This is a genomic window from Nocardia sp. NBC_00511 (assembly GCF_045161165.1).
Taxonomy (GTDB): domain Bacteria; phylum Actinomycetota; class Actinomycetes; order Mycobacteriales; family Mycobacteriaceae; genus Nocardia.
Genome location: NZ_CP107849.1, coordinates 2842415 through 2859498, shown reverse-complemented (window position 1 = coordinate 2859498; position 17084 = coordinate 2842415). Strand labels below are relative to the sequence as shown.

At 69.4% G+C, this 17084-nt stretch carries 17 protein-coding genes; 6 read left to right on the top strand and 11 right to left on the bottom strand.

Going from position 1 to position 17084, the window contains the following annotated elements; all coding sequences use genetic code 11:
• The first annotated feature begins 163 nt into the window (after positions 1 to 163).
• From OG300_RS13560 to OG300_RS13545, 4 genes are read left to right on the top strand one after another with little or no spacing between them, the layout of a single operon-like run.
• Positions 164 to 1363, top strand: a complete 1200-nt coding sequence (locus tag OG300_RS13560) for a hypothetical protein (protein WP_405495736.1) — start codon at positions 164 to 166, stop codon at positions 1361 to 1363.
• Positions 1360 to 1941: a GPS-CTERM domain-containing protein gene (locus OG300_RS13555; RefSeq protein ID WP_405495734.1), complete on the top strand. Its 582-nt coding sequence runs from the start codon at positions 1360 to 1362 to the stop codon at positions 1939 to 1941. The genes OG300_RS13560 and OG300_RS13555 overlap by 4 nt, the downstream gene beginning before the upstream one ends.
• Before the next feature lie 20 nt (positions 1942 to 1961).
• Positions 1962 to 2369: a neocarzinostatin apoprotein domain-containing protein gene (locus OG300_RS13550; RefSeq protein WP_405495732.1), complete on the top strand. Its 408-nt coding sequence runs from the start codon at positions 1962 to 1964 to the stop codon at positions 2367 to 2369.
• Between the two features lie 7 nt (positions 2370 to 2376).
• The gene (locus tag OG300_RS13545) at positions 2377 to 2958 is read left to right on the top strand and encodes a neocarzinostatin apoprotein domain-containing protein (protein WP_405495730.1); all 582 of its coding nucleotides are present in this window, start codon (positions 2377 to 2379) and stop codon (positions 2956 to 2958) included.
• Between the two features lie 207 nt (positions 2959 to 3165).
• Here OG300_RS13545 and OG300_RS13540 read toward each other — a convergent pair whose 3' ends face one another.
• From OG300_RS13540 to OG300_RS13520, 5 genes are read right to left on the bottom strand one after another with little or no spacing between them, the layout of a single operon-like run.
• Positions 3166 to 4581 carry an aldehyde dehydrogenase family protein gene (locus tag OG300_RS13540; protein ID WP_405495728.1) on the bottom strand — a complete coding sequence of 472 codons (1416 nt, stop codon included), beginning with the start codon at positions 4579 to 4581 and terminating at the stop codon, positions 3166 to 3168.
• The gene (locus tag OG300_RS13535) at positions 4578 to 5720 is read right to left on the bottom strand and encodes an FAD-dependent oxidoreductase (RefSeq protein ID WP_405495726.1); all 1143 of its coding nucleotides are present in this window, start codon (positions 5718 to 5720) and stop codon (positions 4578 to 4580) included. The genes OG300_RS13540 and OG300_RS13535 overlap by 4 nt, the downstream gene beginning before the upstream one ends.
• Complete coding sequence (locus OG300_RS13530) at positions 5717 to 7099, bottom strand: aldehyde dehydrogenase family protein (RefSeq protein WP_405495724.1); 1383 nt, start codon at positions 7097 to 7099, stop codon at positions 5717 to 5719. Before OG300_RS13530 ends, OG300_RS13535 begins: the two co-directional genes overlap by 4 nt.
• Entirely contained in the window at positions 7096 to 8367 is a 1272-nt protein-coding gene (locus tag OG300_RS13525) for an acyl-CoA dehydrogenase family protein (protein WP_405495722.1), read from the bottom strand. Before OG300_RS13525 ends, OG300_RS13530 begins: the two co-directional genes overlap by 4 nt.
• Positions 8364 to 8843 carry a flavin reductase family protein gene (locus tag OG300_RS13520; RefSeq protein ID WP_405495720.1) on the bottom strand — a complete coding sequence of 160 codons (480 nt, stop codon included), beginning with the start codon at positions 8841 to 8843 and terminating at the stop codon, positions 8364 to 8366. Before OG300_RS13520 ends, OG300_RS13525 begins: the two co-directional genes overlap by 4 nt.
• 125 nt (positions 8844 to 8968) lie before the next feature.
• On the opposite strand from OG300_RS13520, the gene OG300_RS13515 reads away from it, so the two are divergent.
• Positions 8969 to 9754, top strand: coding sequence for an IclR family transcriptional regulator (locus OG300_RS13515; protein ID WP_405495718.1), 786 nt, complete (start codon positions 8969 to 8971; stop codon positions 9752 to 9754).
• Positions 9755 to 9766: 12 nt separating this feature from the next.
• On the opposite strand, the gene OG300_RS13510 is transcribed toward OG300_RS13515, so the two are convergent.
• The 3 genes from OG300_RS13510 to OG300_RS13500 all read right to left on the bottom strand — a co-directional run bounded on the left by OG300_RS13510 (position 9767) and on the right by OG300_RS13500 (position 12417).
• The gene (locus OG300_RS13510; protein WP_405495716.1) at positions 9767 to 10474 is read right to left on the bottom strand and encodes a hypothetical protein; all 708 of its coding nucleotides are present in this window, start codon (positions 10472 to 10474) and stop codon (positions 9767 to 9769) included.
• 85 nt (positions 10475 to 10559) lie between these two features.
• Positions 10560 to 11192, bottom strand: a complete 633-nt coding sequence (locus OG300_RS13505; RefSeq protein ID WP_405495714.1) for an isochorismatase family protein — start codon at positions 11190 to 11192, stop codon at positions 10560 to 10562.
• A 10-nt stretch (positions 11193 to 11202) separates the two neighbouring features.
• Entirely contained in the window at positions 11203 to 12417 is a 1215-nt protein-coding gene (locus OG300_RS13500) for a CaiB/BaiF CoA transferase family protein (RefSeq protein WP_405495712.1), read from the bottom strand.
• A gap of 153 nt (positions 12418 to 12570) precedes the next feature.
• Here OG300_RS13500 and OG300_RS13495 point away from each other — a divergent pair, with 153 nt between their 5' ends.
• The gene (locus OG300_RS13495; RefSeq protein WP_405495710.1) at positions 12571 to 13479 is read left to right on the top strand and encodes a hydroxymethylglutaryl-CoA lyase; all 909 of its coding nucleotides are present in this window, start codon (positions 12571 to 12573) and stop codon (positions 13477 to 13479) included.
• 49 nt (positions 13480 to 13528) lie between these two features.
• Here the strand turns inward: OG300_RS13495 and OG300_RS13490 are convergent, their stop codons facing one another.
• From OG300_RS13490 to OG300_RS13480, 3 genes are read right to left on the bottom strand one after another with little or no spacing between them, the layout of a single operon-like run.
• Positions 13529 to 14956, bottom strand: coding sequence for an MmgE/PrpD family protein (locus OG300_RS13490; protein WP_405495708.1), 1428 nt, complete (start codon positions 14954 to 14956; stop codon positions 13529 to 13531).
• Positions 14953 to 15771: a cyclase family protein gene (locus OG300_RS13485; protein WP_405495706.1), complete on the bottom strand. Its 819-nt coding sequence runs from the start codon at positions 15769 to 15771 to the stop codon at positions 14953 to 14955. The genes OG300_RS13490 and OG300_RS13485 overlap by 4 nt, the downstream gene beginning before the upstream one ends.
• A complete protein-coding gene (locus OG300_RS13480) occupies positions 15768 to 16955 on the bottom strand; it encodes a CaiB/BaiF CoA transferase family protein (RefSeq protein ID WP_405495704.1) in 1188 nt (395 codons plus the stop codon). The genes OG300_RS13485 and OG300_RS13480 overlap by 4 nt, the downstream gene beginning before the upstream one ends.
• Between the last annotated feature and the right edge of the window lie 129 nt (positions 16956 to 17084).

The window sequence follows — 17084 nt, the reverse complement described above, 5'->3', positions numbered from 1 at the left end:
GGGCGGTCGAGATTTCCGCGACGGCGCTCGATGCGCACCCAAAAGTCGCTGTTTCCAGGCTGTTACGTGGTCGTTTGCGCTTGACACCTGCCGTTGGCGCGGGTTCAATATGGCAACTGCGAAACCGCGTTTCCTTCTGCGAAACGCGTGTTGGAGGTGAGGGATGGCGACATCGAGCGCATCCACCGGAAACCGGTCCACATTGCGGTCGTCACCGCCGTTCGGCATCCACTTGCTCTCCGGCCGACCGGGATCGTGGCCGGTGCTGATCGGCGCGGCCGCGGCGGGACCGATGGCGGCGACGGAGATCGCGTTGCTGAGCAAGCCGCTCGGCGGAGCGACCGGGTTGCCGGGCGCGGTGGTGGGATACGCCGGGTTGACCGCACTGGCCCTCGCCGCCGCGACGGTGCTGCCGGCCTGGCGTTGGCGACTCGCCGCCACCGGGCGGCGCGCGGGATTCGCGGCGATCATCGCGGGCCTGGGATTGCTTGTGGCAGCGGTGGTTCCGGCGGTCGGCGCGTTCACCGCCGGGCTGCTGGCGACCGGGATCGGAGCGGGTCCGCTACTGCTCGCGGCTCGCGCCGCCACGCGTGTGCGCGCCTTCCATGTCGCCATGTCGGCAGGCGCTCTCGCCGGTGCCCTCGCGGCCGCGCTGCTCGTCGAGCATCCCCGGCTGGCATTGCTCACGGCGGCGAGCGTGGCCGTGGCGGCAGGTCTGGTTGCGGCAGCTGCCGATCCGGGCCTGGACGCTGGATTCGACGGTGGCATCCGGGCGTGCGCCAGGCGGCTCGGCCGATACTCGAGTACTTACGGCGCACTCGGTTTCGCTGTGGGAGCGACCGTGCTTCCGGCCCTGCACCTGCTGCTGTTTCGCTGGAACGTGCTCGACGCCGACCAGCCCGCCTACCTCGCCGCCGCTTTGGTCCCAGCGCCCCTGGCGGCGACGCTGATCGGATACGGTCGCCCCGACCCGGCGCTGTCGCTGATTCTGGCGGCGGGCGGGCTGCTACTGGTGGCGACGGCTCCGGGAGCCTGGCAGACCGCCCTCGGTGTGGCGGTCACCGTCACAGCTGCGGTGCGAGCCACCGCCGTGACGGATTCGGCACTGCGCGAACAGATTCCGTACGGCCAACGAGGCTGCTGGGCTGCCGTGACCGGTACTGCCCTGGCTCTCGGCGGCTTCGGTGGGTTCGCCGCCACGGCGGGGTTGGCACGCGTGTGGGGGACCGGTTCGGCGCTGACCTTGCTGGCGATCGTGGTGCTCGCCGCCGCGGTGGCGACCCTTCGACCATCGGCCGCCGGTCACGCGGACGTCGATCCGACGATGACACAACAGCTCTCGGACGAAGGAGAACCACGATGATGCGCGCGTTCGTGTGCGGAGGTGTGCTGGCCGGCGCGATGCTCGGCCCGGCCGGACCCGCGATCGCCGATTCCGGCACGCCCGCCGCACTCCAGCTCAGTGCCAGCGCCGATCTGCGTGAAGGGCAGCGAGTGACCGTGGGCGGCACGGGTTTCCAGCCCGGGCTCGCGGCGGTGGCGGTGGGATTGTGCAAGCAGGGATTCACCAACGGAATCAAGGACTGTGATCTCGACGGTGGCGCGACCTTCGTCAATATCGCCCCCGACGGGACGTTCCGGACCCTCACCCTCACCCTGCACACGCGATTCAAGGACATCGACTGCCTGCGTCAGCAGTGCGTCGTAGCCGCCGCACCGTTGCCGGGCACCGAACCGGCGGCCGTCATCGCGGCCAACTCCGCCGCCACCGCGATGGCTTTCGCCGGTGCGCAATTCACCCCGAGCGGTCCTGCCGTGGTCACCGCGGCGGTGCCGGCGTCCGCCGATACGCGCGGCCCGTCCACCCCGCTGTGGTCGGCGACCGCGGGCCTGCTCGTCATCGTCGCCGCAATCGCTATCGCCGATCGGCGACGGCTCTAGATAAATCCAAGGAGAACAACATGTTTCGATACACACTCCGGCTGAGCGCGGTGCTCACCGGCCTGACCGCGATCGCCATGTTCGGCGGTGCCACCGCCCAGGCGGCCTCGGTGCAGGTGAGTCAATCCGGCGGGGTGGCCGCCGGGCAGAGCGTCAGCGTCTCGGTGAGTGGTCTCGCGCCGAACCTCGCCTCGGTCGCGGTCGGGCAGTGCAAGGCGCAGATCTCCGGTCCCTCGGACTGCAATCTGGGTGGCTCGCTGCTGGGAACGGCTGACGGGCAAGGCAATTGGCAGGCCGGGAGCGTCAGCCTGGTGGGCTCGGTCGGCGGCGTGGACTGTACCGCGGCGTCGGGCGCGTGCGTCATCGCCGTCACCAGCCTGACCGACCCGAACAATATCCTGGCCTCGGTGCCGCTGAGTTTCGGATAAGAAAGCCATGATGCGCAACCTCTTCCGGGGTATCGCGGGCGCGGCGGTCACGGCCGCCGCGCTGCTGGCGACGGCGCCGTCGGCCGCCGCCGAGCCCGCCCTGCACCCGAGCCCGGCCGGTGACGTCACCGTGGGCCAGACGATCACCATCTCCCTCGACGGGCTGCCGCCGAACCTGCCCACCGTCGCTGTCGGACAATGCAAACCGGCGGTGGTGGCCCCGACCGACTGCAATCTGAGCGGCTCCCTGCTCGGCACCGCTGATGCCCAGGGCGTCTGGCAACCCGGCCAGCGCGGCCGCACCATCGTGCTGACCGCCTCCGTCGGCAGCCTCGACTGCACCGCCGCGCCGGGAGCCTGCACCCTCGCGGTCACCAGCCTCACCGACCCGAGCCACATCCTGACCTCCGTGCCACTGGTTTTCGGGCATCCGGACGCCACGAAATCCACCCAGGCCCCGGCCGCCGCCGCGAAGTCTTCCAGCGACAACGGCACTGTCTATCTGATCGTCGGAGCGGTCGTCGTGGTGGTGCTCGTCGTTGCGGGGGTGATCGTGATGTCGTACCGGCGCCGCACCAGACAGGGGTGAGTTCGCCCGGACGTCTCGGCGAGAGGAGGCCGACGACGGGCTACACCCCGCCCACCGCGACAGACAGCGTCGGCCAGCAATTGGGCGACGCTGTCTGTCGTAGCGGCCGTGGACGATGCCGCGGTCGCATCGATCAGTGTGGTTGCGCGAGTCCCGATTTCGACGGCCCGATTTCCCGTCGTTCCGCTGTTGATCGTCGAGTATGGATCAGCGCGCGGGCGGGTAGGCGCGGGCGGGCATGCCGGTGCCGCCGGGGCGGAAGGCGGCGGGGGAGTGGATGACAGTGGGCCGCGTGTATTCGCGTAGGCCCTCTTCCGCGTATTCGCGGCCGTACCCGCTGTTCTTGATGCCGCCGAAGGGGGCGCGCAGGGACATGCCGGTGCGGTTGTGGGTGTTGATGAAGGTGAATCCGGCCTCGACGCGGGTGGCGAAGGCGAAGGCGCGATCCTCGTCGGCGGACCAGACCGAGGCGGCCAGACCCAGGTCGGAATCGTTTGCCCGGGAGAGGACTTCGTCCTCGGTGCGGTAGGTGAGAAACGGCACGGCGGGGCCGAACTGCTCGGTGCGGACCAGTGGGGCGTCATCCGAGAGACCCACGGCGAGCACCGGATCGATGAAGTAGCCCTCGCCCCGGGGACCCTCGGCCAAGGTGATGATGTCCGCGCCACGGGTGGCGGAGTCGGAGATCAGCGCGGCGAGGCGGGCCGCGGCCGCGCGGGTCACGACCGGGCCCATGGTGACCGCGTCGTCGAGTGGATCGCCGACGCGCAGGATGCGGTGGGCGGCAGCCTGATAGGCGTCGAGGAATTCCCCGGCCCGCCGGTGCGGGACATACAGTCGTTTGGCGGCCATGCAGACCTGGCCCGCCGTCGCGAAGGAGGCGAGGACGAGGCGTTCGTAATCGTCCGAGGTGAGCGCGAAGTCGTCGAGGAACACCGCCGGATCGTTGCCGCCCAGCTCGAGAACGACGGGCTTGAGCGCCTGTCCGGCCGCCGCGGCAATGGCGCGCCCGGCCGCGTCACCGCCCGTGAAGGCGACCTTGCCGACCAGCGGGTGCGCGATGAGGGCCTGCACCAGCTCCGGGCCCCCGTGAACCACCGTGGTCTCCGGCAGCAGCTGCGCCACCCGGGTCACGGTCAGCGGAGCGAGCGGGGAAGGCTTGAGAAGCACGGTGTTTCCGGCCGCGAGTGCGGGGCCGAGTTTGAGCAGCGACAGGATGATCGGGGCGTTCCACGGGGTGATGGCGGTGACGACCCCGTAGGGCTCGGGGGTGATGGTGAGCCGCCCGTGAGCGTCGTCGGCCTCGGTGGCCACGTACACCGCCGTCGCTCGATCGCAGACCCAGCGCAGATAGGTGGCGGCGAAACCGATTTCGCCCCGGCAGTCCGCCACCGGCTTGCCGGTTTCCCGCGCCAGCAGCTCCGCCAATTCGGCGACGTCGTCGGCGAGTGCGTCGGCCGCCCCCCGCAGCCGGGCCAGCCGCTCGGCCAGCGGCCGCGCCGACCACTGCCGGAATCGTCGATCTGCTTCCCGCACAATGACATCCACTGCCTGCGGCGGCGTGATCGGCACCGAGCCGACGAGTTCGGACGGGTGGGCCGGATTCTCGCGGTGAATTCTCACGCCGTCGTCTCCAGCGAATCCATCAGACACGCCCGGCGTAGATAGGCCCGTGTCGCGACTGGATCGGCCGCCAATTCTCGCAGCTGGCGGCGGTATTCGTCGTCATGCCCGTGCAGCCGCGCCCAGTTGGCGCGGCTGGCGGCCTGGACATGGTCCACGGCAACGGTGCGACGAGTGCGGGCCGCCTGGTCCAGCACCCCCACCGGTGCACCCGCGAGCACCTCGGCCAGCGCGGTGGCCATGCGTACCGCGTCATGAATGCCGCTGTTCATGCCGAGTCCGCCGAGCGGATTGTTCACGTGCGCGGCATCACCCATGAGCAGTACGCGTCCGTCGCGGAAGTGTGAGGTCACCCGTTCGTGCACGCGGTAGAGGGACGCGTGTGCGAGACGCCACGGGCGGCCGAGGTCGGCGACCGCGGTCAAACGATCAGGGAGCCTGCGCAATTCGTGGTCGTCCGGGGTGTCACCGGGGGTGGGCAGCAGCACTCGCCAGTGGTCGGGGGTGCGCAGCAGCACCAGCCATTCGTGCGGATCGAACACGTAGTTGATGGGCGCGATGCCGGGCAGCGCCGCGGTGAGATCCTCGGCGACGGAGGCGACCAGGAATCGTTCGGGGTAGGTGGTGCCGGTGAAGTCGGCCCCGAGGCTGCGGCGGACCGCCGAATGAGCGCCGTCCGCGCCGATCAGCCAGTCACAGTGGACGATTCCCCGCGAGGTCGTGACGGCCACGCCGGGCCCCCGGGGCGAGACGTCCGAAACCGCGTGGGAGAACCGCACCTCGGCGGTATCGGGCAGGGCGTCCAGCAGGATGGGCGTGAGCTTGCTCTGCTCACACTGCACGCGATACGGGAACGCGGTGTCGTCGGCCAGGACCTCCAGATTCAGCGTGGCGATGGCGTCGCCGCCGCGCTCGCGATACTGGAAGGTCTCGGCGACCAGGCCCTTGCGGAGCAGCGCGTCCACGACCCCGAGGTCACGCAGCATCTCGAGCGTCGGCGGATGGAACGTCGAGGCCCGTGACTCCGCGGCCAGTCCCGGTTCCTGTTCCAGCACAACGACATCGACACCACGCCGGGCCAGTACCAGCGCGGCGGTCAGTCCGACCGGCCCGGCCCCGGCGATGGCGACGGTGCTCATGAAGTGTGCAGGGCGAAACGCCCCTCGACGCCGACCACCCGGGCCCCGGTGAAGAACCGCAAGGTCTCCGCGGTGCCCTCCTCCCCGAGACCGGAGATGCCCCACGCCGCACGCGGGGTCATGAGGTGCATGCTCATGATCGAGGACCCGTTCACCTTCACCTCACCCGCGCGGATGCGGCGGGCCACCGCCAGCGCGAATTCGGTATCGGCCCCGCACACATAGGCTTCCAGCCCGTAGGGCACGGCATTGGCCAACCGGGCCACATCCTCGACCCGGTCATAGGCGATCACTCCGGCGACCGGTCCGAACACCTCCTCGGGCAGGTCGCCCTCGACAAGCGTGGGTGCGAAGTAGTTTCCGGACTCCGGCAAATCGCCGAAGCTGTGTTTGTCGCGATGCTCGACCGCCGCGCGCACGACGCTCCGGTGCCGCGAATGCACCAGGGGCCCGAAATCGGTGTCCCGATCCAGCGGCGGACCCACCCGGAGGGCCTCGAGGCGTTTGCCGATCGCCTCGAGGAATTCCGTTCGCCGCGAACGGGGAACGATCAGCCGGCCCAGCGCGCGACACCACTGCCCGTTGAGCGTGGTCAACAGCTCGCAGGCCATGCGGGCGGCGATGTCGAGATCCGCGTCCGGCAGCACCACCAGTGGATTGTTGCCGCCCAACTCCAGTTGACACGGACGGAACAGTGGTGCGGACGCGGTGGCCACCGCTCGTCCGCCCGGCACCCCTCCGGTGAAGGACAGAGCTTTGATGCGAGGGTCGAGCACCAGTTGCGCCCCGGTGCGGGCGTCGCCCTGCACCAGCTGGAACATGCCCGCCGGAACATGTTCGGCGACCACCTCGGCCAGTATCACCGCACTGTAGGGCGCCAGCTCGCTGACCTTGAGGATCACCGGGCACCCGGCAGCGAGCGCGTTGGCGACCTTGTGCGCGGCCATCGGCGCGGGCGCGTTCCACGGCACCAGGCACAGGGCCGGACCCAGAGGCAGTCGGTGGACCTCCACACCGTCGCGGTCGTCACGCCGTGCTCCGGCGCGAATCAGCCCGGCCGCCAACCGGAACGAGGCCGAGACGATCGCGCTCAGCGGCTCGGTCTGCCGGATGGGCACGCCGGTGGCGAAGGCGTCGAGAGCGGCCAGCTGTTCCAGTCGTGCCTCGAGCGCGTCGGCGATGGCATCGAGAGTGTCGGCTTCGAGCCGCGCGGTGGTGCGGTCGGCGACGCGAAGCGCGCGCTCGACGCGGTCCGCGGTGGTCGCCACGGCGCGAGCCACCGGCAGCCCGGTCGCCGGATCCTCCAGTGCCACACCGATATCCACACTCGGCGTACCCCATTCGCCGTCGACGAGATCACGGATCTCCGGCAGCCTCATCGCGCGGCCTCCGGGGCGGTCGCGAACAGGTCGTTGGCGCGGGCCTCGGTGACGATGCGGGCGACCTCGAGCATGCCGCGTTCGGCCGGGAAGGTCATCACCAGTCCCATGGCGAGATCGCGCAGCGCGCGCCCGGCGAAGCCGTTCATGGACGCCGCCGAGGTGCCCCCGGCCTTCAGCGCGCCCAGTGCCACTTGGAAACACGCCTCGGTGACCGCGCCTTTGCCCAGCCGCCACTGCGTGAACACCTCCGATTTGGCCTTGAACGGTGGTTCGGCGGTCTCGATGGCGAGCTGGTAGCGCAGCCACAGATACGCGGTCTGCAGGCTGCGGGTCATCTCCCCGAACAGCACCTGGTGCACCGGCGAGGAGGCGATCGGGTCACCGGTGTCGGCGAAGGTCTTCGTCGTTGTGGCAGTGAGGATTTCGTCGTAGGCGCGCTGTGCGCAGCCGGTGTAGACCGCGGCGATGGCGAGCTGGTTGCCCACGAAGCTGCCCCGGCTCATGGTCAGCATTCTGGTGAAAGCACCCGGTACGCCGAGCGCTTCGTCGTCGGGGACGAACACGTCGTCGAGGCGGATGCCGTTGTTGGCGGTGGCGCGCATACCCAGCCCGTCCCACGGGGCGCGGATGCTGACGCCGGCGGCGTCGCGCGGCACGAAGAAGGTGGCCAGGCCCTCGGCGGTGTCATAGCCCTCCAGTTTGGCCGAGGTGAGGTAGTAGTCGGCGATTCCGGTGGCGCAGCCGAAGGACTTCTCGCCCTTCAGCATCCAGCCGCCGTCCACCTTGCGCGCGGTGGTGGCGATGGTGATGTTGGCGCCGGCGGTCTTGACCGATTCGGAGGCGAAGTTGGCCAGCCACACGCCCGCGCCCATGCGGATGAGCACCTTCTCCGCGAAGGCGCGCACCACGGGAACCTCGGTGTCGTCGAACAATCCCGCGTCGATGGCCTCGAGGGGCAACAGTCCGCGCGAAGCGCTGGTGTTGTGGAAGAAGTAGGCCAGCGCGGTGGAGGGGCACGCGGTACCCATGGCGTAGGTCGCGGCGGCCAGGTCGCGCAGCGTGCCGCCGAGGCCACCGAACTTCTCCGGAACCACCAGGCCGAGCAGTCCGGCCTCGCGCAGCAGCCCGACGTGTCCGGCCGGGAAAGTGGCGGTACGGTCGGCCTCCTCGGCGGCGGCTCGCAATGCGGGCAGGACGGATTCGACACGTTCGGCGCGTTCGCGTTCGGCGCTGGTCATGTCCTCGACGAGTCGTTGTCCGATCATCGGGCGATCCCCTCGTGATAAGTGCGGTCGTGATAGATGAGCGGGGCGGCCGGACGCGGCGTGGCGGCGTCCTGGACCAGCCCGAGGACGATGGTGTGGTCACCGGCCGGATAACAGGCCGCCACAACGCAATCCACCCAGGCCACGGCGTCGTCCAGCACGGCCGCGCCGGTCGTGGCGTGGCCCCAGCGGCCCACGGCGAAACGATCCGCGGTGGCCGGGCCGGCGAAGCGGCGGCCGATGTCCTCGTGGTCGCTGCCGAGCATATTGACCGCGAAAACGCCGCTCTGCCTGATCATTCGGCAGGTGGTGCCGTCCGATAGCACGCATACCGAGACGAGTGGTGGATCCAGCGCCACACTGGTGAACGAGCTGGCGGTCATGCCGTGGTGCCCGCCGCCGTCGGCGCGGGTGGTGACCACGACGACTCCGGTCGCCCACTGCGACAGCACCGTACGGAGATACTGCGGTTCCATGCTCTACTCCGTTTCGGTAGTGGAAACGCTGTTACGCACAAGGTAACGCCGTGCTGGGTGCCACGCAAGTGGAACGAAGGGTGATGGTGTTTCGCATGGGGAAATTCGACCCTTAGAATGGCGGCGTGCCCGAAACCGAATCCGACACTCAGAGCCGGTCCATCGCCGCGGTCGAGCGCGCCATGGACGTGCTGCTGCTCTTCGGCCGCAGCGGTCGTCCCGACCTCGGTGTCACCGAGATCGCCAATGAGCTCGGCATCACCAAAGCCGCTGTGCACCGCATCCTTACAGCGCTGCGCAGCCGCGACCTGATCACCCTGGAGCCCACCACCCGCCGCTACGCGCTCGGGCATGCCGCGATGGCGCTCGGGCGCGCCTATCTGGCGCGCACCGACCTGCGGGTGATGGCCGGTCCGGAACTGCGCCGACTGGCCACCCTGACCGGGGAGACCGCGACACTGTCCATCCGGCGCGGCGATACCCGCATGTATGTCGATCAGGTGGTGCCGGATCAGGAACTGCGCATGGAAGTGGCGCTGGGACAACCGTATCCGCTGCACGCCGGGAGTTCCTCCAAGGTGATCCTGGCCAATCTGCGCGCCGAGGAGATCGACGAATACCTCAAACGCCATGAGCTGGCGGCGTTCACCGCCGCCACCATCACCGCGCAGCGCGCGCTGCGCACCGAGCTGGCGGCGGTCCGCAAGCGCGGTTACGCGATGTCGTTGGGAGAACGGCAGATCGGCGCGGCGTCCATCGCCGCGCCCATCCTCGACCACGACGGCGGGGTGGTCGCCGCCGTGAGCGTGTGCGGGCCGCTCTCACGTTTCGAACCGCACATCCCCGAGTACGTGCCGATGCTGCTCAAGGCGGCGGGAGCGCTCTCGACCCAACTCGGTTACACGGGATGAGGATCGGCCGGGTCACAGGTGTGCGCCCGGCTTGAACACGCCCAGCGCCGCGGCGGCGAGCACGCTGCCCCAGATCACCCACACGTACGGTAGGCAGCCGTCGACACTGCGGCGCAGGACGGCCTCCGCCTCGGTGCCCGAGCCCTCGGCCTGCATCCGGCCGAAGGCGGGACCGAAGGGGCGCAATGTGATCCGGATGCCGAGACCGGCGGCGATGGCGGCGCAGTAGAGCAGGATCTTGCCGCCCAGCCAGCGTGGATCGGTGGTGACGCCGAACGGGTCGCGGGCGACGAGGGTGTAGGCCCCGGCCGTCGCCATGCCCGCGATCACCGCCAGCCGAATGGTCAAGTCGCCGCGATACACCCAGGTGATGCGGCCGTGGGTGCGGTGCGCCACGATCGCCAGTGTCAGCCATACCGCGGCGAACAGCCACACCGATGTCACCAGCCACCAGGGAAACAGCGCGATCCCGAAGGCATGCGCGCCGTGCGGGGCGGCCGCCATGAGAGTGACTCCGCTGGGCAGGAACAGCACCAGGCAGATCTTCGGTCCGAGATCGAGTCCGCTCATGATCGCCAGCGCTGTCGCGCGGGCGGGTGGAGTCAGCCGCGGGTCGATCACGAATCGGCTGGAGTAGAAGACACCGAGGTCTCCACCCAGCCAGAAAACGAACAGCACCAGGTGCAGCAGTATCAACCAGCCGTAGTGGTGTTGGCCCATGATTACCCAATCGAGACAGCGAAAGAGTGTGCGGCACCACAGGAGCCGACTCTCTCGAGGATGAGATCCGCACGCAGACGCGACATCACGTCGTCGAATCGGAGCGCAGGATCGACGCCGCGGCGGCGAGGTCGATGACATCGGCGTATTTCGCGTCGAGGTCGAGCAGGTTGGCTTCGTGCAGACGTGGATCGCGGTCGCCGCACGCGTCGGCGACGACCAGTGGCCGCAAGCCGTTCTGCATGGCGTCGGTGGCGGTGGCGCGGACGCAACCGCTGGTGGTCAGGCCGGTGACGAGCACGGTGTCCACGCCCTGGGCGACCAGCGTCGCGGCCAGCGAGGTCCCGTGGAAGGCGCTGGCGTACTGCTTGGTCACCACCACCTCGCCCGGCGCGGGCGCGGGGTCGTCGAGGAAGTCGGCGAGCGGGTGGCCTTCCTCGAAGACGCTCAGCGCCGGTACTTTTCGTCGGAACAGTCCGCCGTCCGCACTGCCGGGCCGGAAGCTGACGCGGGTGAACACGACGGGTCGGCCGACCGCGCGGGCGAGCGCGACGAGATCCGAGATGGCGCGTACCGCGTCCTCCACCGGTGCGCGCAGTGGCGATCCGTCGGTGAGATAGGCCGCGCAGACGTCGATCACCAACACGGCGGGTCGCTCACCCGCGCCGATTCGGGCGGCGAAGCCGTGACGGCGATAGTCCTCGGCCAGGTCGGACATGCGATCCCTCTCAGACGATGCCGTGGCCGGACAGCTCGGCGAGCTTGTCGGGTCCCAGCCCCAGCAGTCGCCCGTAGACCTCGGCGTTGTGCTCGCCGAGTTCCGGGCCGAGATGCCGCACGCTGCCCGGTGTTTCGCTCAGCTTGGGGAAGACGTTCTGCATGGGGAACTCACCCAGATCCGGGTGTGCCAGCCGCACGATGGCCTCGCGCGCGGCGAAATGCGGGTCGGCGAACATGTCGCGCGCCGTGTAGATGCGGCCCGCGGGCACACCCGCCGCATGCAGGGTGTCGAGCAACTCGTCGGCGGATCCGCCGCGGGTCCAGTCGGCGATGATGTCGTCGAGTTCGGTCATGTGCTCCCCGCGCGCGGAATGGCTGGCGAAGCGTGCGGTGGTGACGAGCTCGGGCTGTTTCATGGCGTCCGCGAGCCGGGCGAAGACGGTGTCCTGATTGGCCGCGATGAGGATCATTTCGCCACCGGCGGTGGGATACACGTTGCTGGGGGAGACGTTGGGCAGTACCGATCCGGTGCGTTCGCGCTGGTGGTCGGTGATATGCCATTCCGGGAGCAGGGATTCCATCATCGCCAGCACCGCCTCGTAGATGGCCGAGTCGACAATCTGACCGCGTCCGGTGCGCTGGCGGTGGTGTACCGCGGCCAGCGTGCCGATGGTGGCGAAGACCGCCGCCAGCGAATCACCAAGGGAGATGCCGGTTCTGGCGGGTGGCTGCCCGAAATCGCCGGTGGTGTAGCGGATTCCGCCCATCGCCTCGCCGATGGAGCCGAATCCGGCGCGCGGGGCGTAGGGTCCGCTCTGGCCGTACCCGGTGACGCGGGTGAGGATGAGTCCCGGGTTGGCGGCGCGCAGGGTGTCGTAATCCAGGCCCCAGCGTTCCAGGGTGCCGGGCCGGAAGTTCTCCACCACGATGTCGGCGCTCGCGATCAGATCCCGCGCCATCGCCTGCCCCTCGGGTGTGCGCAGGTTGCAGGTGACCGATTTCTTGTTGCGCGCCACCACCGGCCACCACAGTGAGCGGCCGTGCGGCTTCTCTCGCCCCCACTCCCGCATGGGGTCGCCCCGGCCGGGTGATTCGAGTTTGATCACCTCCGCGCCGAAGTCGCCCAGCAGCTGTCCGCAGAACGGACCGGCCAGCAGTTGACCCATTTCGATGACCCGCAGATCGGCCAGTGGTCCGGATGCGGGCGTGCTGTCGTCTGCCATGTGGCCTACTCCGTTTCTGCACGGTTGCCGGGCCGAATCGTGTCGCGACGCCCGGAAGAATGGATACAATGTATCCCGTAGCGAAACGGCGAGCAAGATCAGGGAACGCATTGCGGCCTGACCCGCCGAACCCCAAGGCATTACGGAGGATTCGTGGATATCACCCTCGTCGAAGTCGCACCCCGGGACGGATTGCAGAACGAATCCCGGTTGGTCAGCACCGCCGACAAGATCGGGCTGATCACCCGCGCCGCCGACGCCGGTGTGCGACGCGTCGAAGCGGTGAGCTTCGTCAACCCCGCCCGGGTCCCGCAGCTGGCCGACGCCGAAGCCGTCATGGCCGGGGTGCCCCGCACCGACGGAATGTCCTATGCCGGACTGGTATTCAACGAACGCGGCCTCGATCGCGCGCTCGCGGCGGGCGTCCACGAGATCAACGTGGTGGTGGTCGCGACCGACACCTTCAGTCGCCGCAATCAGGGCTGTAGCACCGCCGAGGGCATCGCCCGCTGGAAATTGCTCGCCGACCGCGCCGCCCACGCGGGCCTGTGGCGCACCGTCACCATCGCCGCCGCCTTCGGCTGTCCCTTCGAAGGGGAAGTATCCGAACACCGGGTGCTCGACCTCATCGACCGCGTCGCCGAGTTCGGCCCCGACGAGATCGCCCTGGCCGACACCATCGGTGTCGGCACCCCCGACCGGGTTCGCCGCCTGGTCACCGGCCTGGTCGGCGCGGCCCCGAACGTGCTGCCGCGCTGCCACTTCCACAACACCCGCAATACCGGCTACGCCAATGCGGTGGCCGCACTCGAATCCGGCGTCCGCGTCCTCGACGCGAGCATCGGCGGAATCGGCGGCTGCCCCTTCGCCCCCGCCGCCACCGGCAATATCGCCACCGAAGACCTGCTCTACACCCTCGACCGAATGGGCATCGACACCGGCGTACGCATCGAGCCGGTGATCGAAACCGCCCACTGGCTCGGCGGCGTGCTCGGCACACCCGTTCCCGCGCTCCTGGGCCGTGCGGGCATCTTCCCGGATCCGGGTGCGGCACAGCGTTAACGGGCCGTGACTGGCCCGGCCGCCCGCGCAAAGATCACCCCGGGGTTCGCTACCCGGGGGTGGTTACGGTGAGCTTGCTCAGCGGTGCGAGCAGGTGTTGCAGGTTCGGCGCGGCGGCCAGGCTGTAGGCGCACTCGCTGAGGTGGTCTGCGGTCGCGGGGTCGAGGACCGGGGCGGTGTTGAGGCGGAACTTCAGGGCTAGTTCGGTCTCGGACAAGGGATTGCCGGGGGCGCCGCGGTTGACCTCTACCCGTTCGGTGAGGGTGCGGCCGTCGTGTAGGTGTGCGGTGAGGACGGCGGGGAATTGGTGCGGGAAGATGGCGTCGCTGCGGGTGTCGGGGATGCAGCGGACCCGGGCGGCCAGGGCGAGGCGGTGAGGGTCGCGGGCGGCGGTATCGGTGAAGTCTTCGTGGAAGACTCCGAGGCCGCCACCGCCGGTGAGGGCGGCCGCCACCGTGTATGGGCCGGAAAACGCGGCGTGGTAGCCGGATTCGGGGCGGGCCTTGAGTTCGGGTGGGAAGCCGATGGTGCGTAGCGCTGCCGCCGGTGCGCCCAGTTCGAGTTCGGCGATGTGCTCGGGGCGCAAGCCTTGCGCGCGCAGTCGCAAGGCCGCGTCGATACCGGCGTGGGTGAAGTGATTGCACGGGTAGGGCTTGAAGCACACCTCCTGAACCAGCCAGCGCTGCCCGAGCTCGCTGGTGAGTGCGGTCGGATCGGCGCGATCGCCGCAAAAGGCCCGCAGCAGGCCGAATCTGCCTTCGAAGACGGTGGGTGGGCCGGTGAGGCCGGTGCGGGCCAGGCCCGCGGCCGTCACTGCCGCGTGTGCGGCCCAGCCGCAGTGCACGCGCTTGACCGTGCCGCCGGTGCGGTTGGCCTCGAGCAGGCCCGAACCCATGCTCGCGGCGATGCCCATGGCGTGCGCGATGCCGTCGGCGTCGAGACCGGAGAGCATGGCGACCGCCGCCGCGCCGCCGACCGCTCCGCAGATGGCGGTGGCGTGCAGGCCGCGTTCGAAGAAGATCGAATTACGCAGTGCCGCATCGTATCCGGCCATTCCGGCGCGGACGGTGATCTCGATGCCGATGGTCACCGCGTCCAGTACCGCCGCGCCGCTCGCGCCCCGGGATTCGGCGACCGCCAACACAGCTGGGATCACCGAGGCCGAGGGATGCAGCACCGAGGGCAGGTGGGTGTCGTCGAAATCCAGGGCGTGCGCGAGCGTTCCGCCCAGTAGTGCCGCGTTCGGTGCGGGTAGTCCGCCCGGTAGGCCGAGTGCGGTGGCTCCGGCGTGCCCGCCCCATTCGGCGACCAGCGTGCGCACGGCCACCGCCGGTGGACTGTCGAGTGCGGCCAGGCTGTTGCCGAGTACATCCAGTACCCGCCGCGCGGCGTCGGCCCGCAACTCCGGGCCGACGCCGTGGGTACGCACTCCGGCGGCGAATTCGGCCAACCGGGCGACGATCGTCTGCTCGCTCATCGGCTGACCGCCGCGAGCGGGCGCACCGGCGAACCGGTGCCGCCGACGATGCGCAGCGGCGCGAGGACGAACACGAACTCCGACCGTCCCGCCGCGGCAAGCTCTTCCAAGGCCAAGTGCTCGAGGATATGAATCCCCGAGTCCACCAGCAGCAGTCGGTGCACGGGCAGCACGCTGTGCCCGGCTCCGGGCCGGATGCACTCGTAGGCGGTGGTGTCCGCGCCGGTGGCGACGACACCGCGTGCGGACAGCCAGCGCGCCGCGTCGGTTCCCGCTCCCGGAACCCCGGAGTTCGCGCCCAGATAGGCGTCGCGATGATCGAACAGCCGCGACCATCCGGTGCGAATCAATGCCACGTCACCGGATTCCGGTTCGGCTCCGGCCATTTCGGCCGCGCACTCCAGATCCCGCGCGGTGATCTCGTAGCCGCCCGGCAAGGTTTCCACCTCGTGCACGGCCGCCACATCCAGCAGCACACCGCGGCACAGCAAACCCGGCAGGTGCTCGGCCCCGTGCCGGGTGAACGCGCCGCCGCGCTGGGCCGCCGCCGCGTCCACGCCCCCGTGCAACAGTCCGTCGTGACTGACATGACTCAGCGCGTCGATATGGGTGCCGACGTGGCCGCCGGTCACGATGATCTCGTTGGCCGCCGAACCACCGTCGGCGCGCACCATATCGCCGTGGCGGCGAACGAGAGTCATCCGGAAGCCCGGGTGATTGGGGGAGCAGGGCATGCCGGTGAAGAAGGGTTGACCCAGCTCGATCAACTCGACACCACGAGATATGGCGTCCAGCAACGTATCTCGTGGGTTCATCGGACCACTCCCCGCTCGCGCAGCCGGTCCAGCCCGGCCTCGTCGATCCCGTAACCGGCGAGCACCTCGGCGGTGTGCGCCCCCAGCGGTGGCCCGGTCCACCGAATCCGCCCGGGCGTCTCCGACAGCCGGAACAGGATGTTCTGCATGCGGATCGGACCCAGTTCCGGATCCTCGAGGGTGATGATGGCCTCCAGGGCGCGGAACTGGGGATCGGCGAGAATGTCGGCGGCGGTGTAGATCGGCGCGACCGCCGCCTCCGCCTTCTCGAAGGCGTCCACCACGTCCGCGGTGTCTCGCCGCGAAATCCATTCGCCGACAGCGGCATCGAGTTCATCGGCGTGCGCGGCGCGCCCGGTGCCGTCGCCGAACCAGGGGTGCTCGATGAATTCGGGGCGTCCCACCAAGCGCATGACCCGCTCGGCGATGGACTGGGCGCTGGTGGACACCGCGACCCAGCCACCGTCGGCGGTGCGGTAGATATTGCGCGGGGCATTGTTGACCGAGCGATTGCCGGTGCGCGGCGGCAGCTGCCCGAGCTGGTCGTACGCCAGGATGTGCGGGCCCAGCACGGTCAGGATCGGTTCCACGATCGACAGGTCGATCTGCTGTCCGTGCCCGTCGCGATCGCGGGCCCGCAACGCGGTCATGATCGCGAAAGCCGCAGTGAGGGCCGCGATCCCGTCCGCGAGCCCGAAGGGCGGAAGCGTGGGCGGACCGTCCGGTTCACCGGTCATGGCCGCGAAGCCGCTCATGGCCTCGGCCAGGGTGCCGAAGCCGGGGCGACGCGCGTACGGGCCGATCTGCCCGAAACCGGTGACCCGGGCCAGCACCAGACGCGGATTGAGTTCCCGCAGTACGTCATAGCCCAGGCCCCAGCGCTCCAGGGTGCCCGGTCGGAAGTTCTCGATCACCACATCGGCGTCGGCGGCCATCCGGCGGAACAGGTCCTGGCCCTCGGGCGTGCCCAGGTAGAGCGTCACCGACTTCTTGCCGCGCCCCAGCATCTTCCACCACAGGCCGATGCCGTCGCGGTGTGCGCCGTGCCCGCGCACCGGGTCGCCGTTGGGATGTTCGATCTTGACCACCTCGGCGCCGAAGTCGGCGAGCAGGGTCGCCGCCAGCGGTCCGGCGAACAGTGTCGCCGCATCGAGGACGCGGATTCCGGTGAGTGGTCCCGACATCGCCAAACTCCTAACAGCCGAGCATGTTTCCCTCATCGAAACATAAAGTAGCACTGATCCGATTGACTGGCTGCAAATACTGCTGCCATGATCGCCTTGCTGCTAAAGGTGTTTCGCACAGAGAAACTG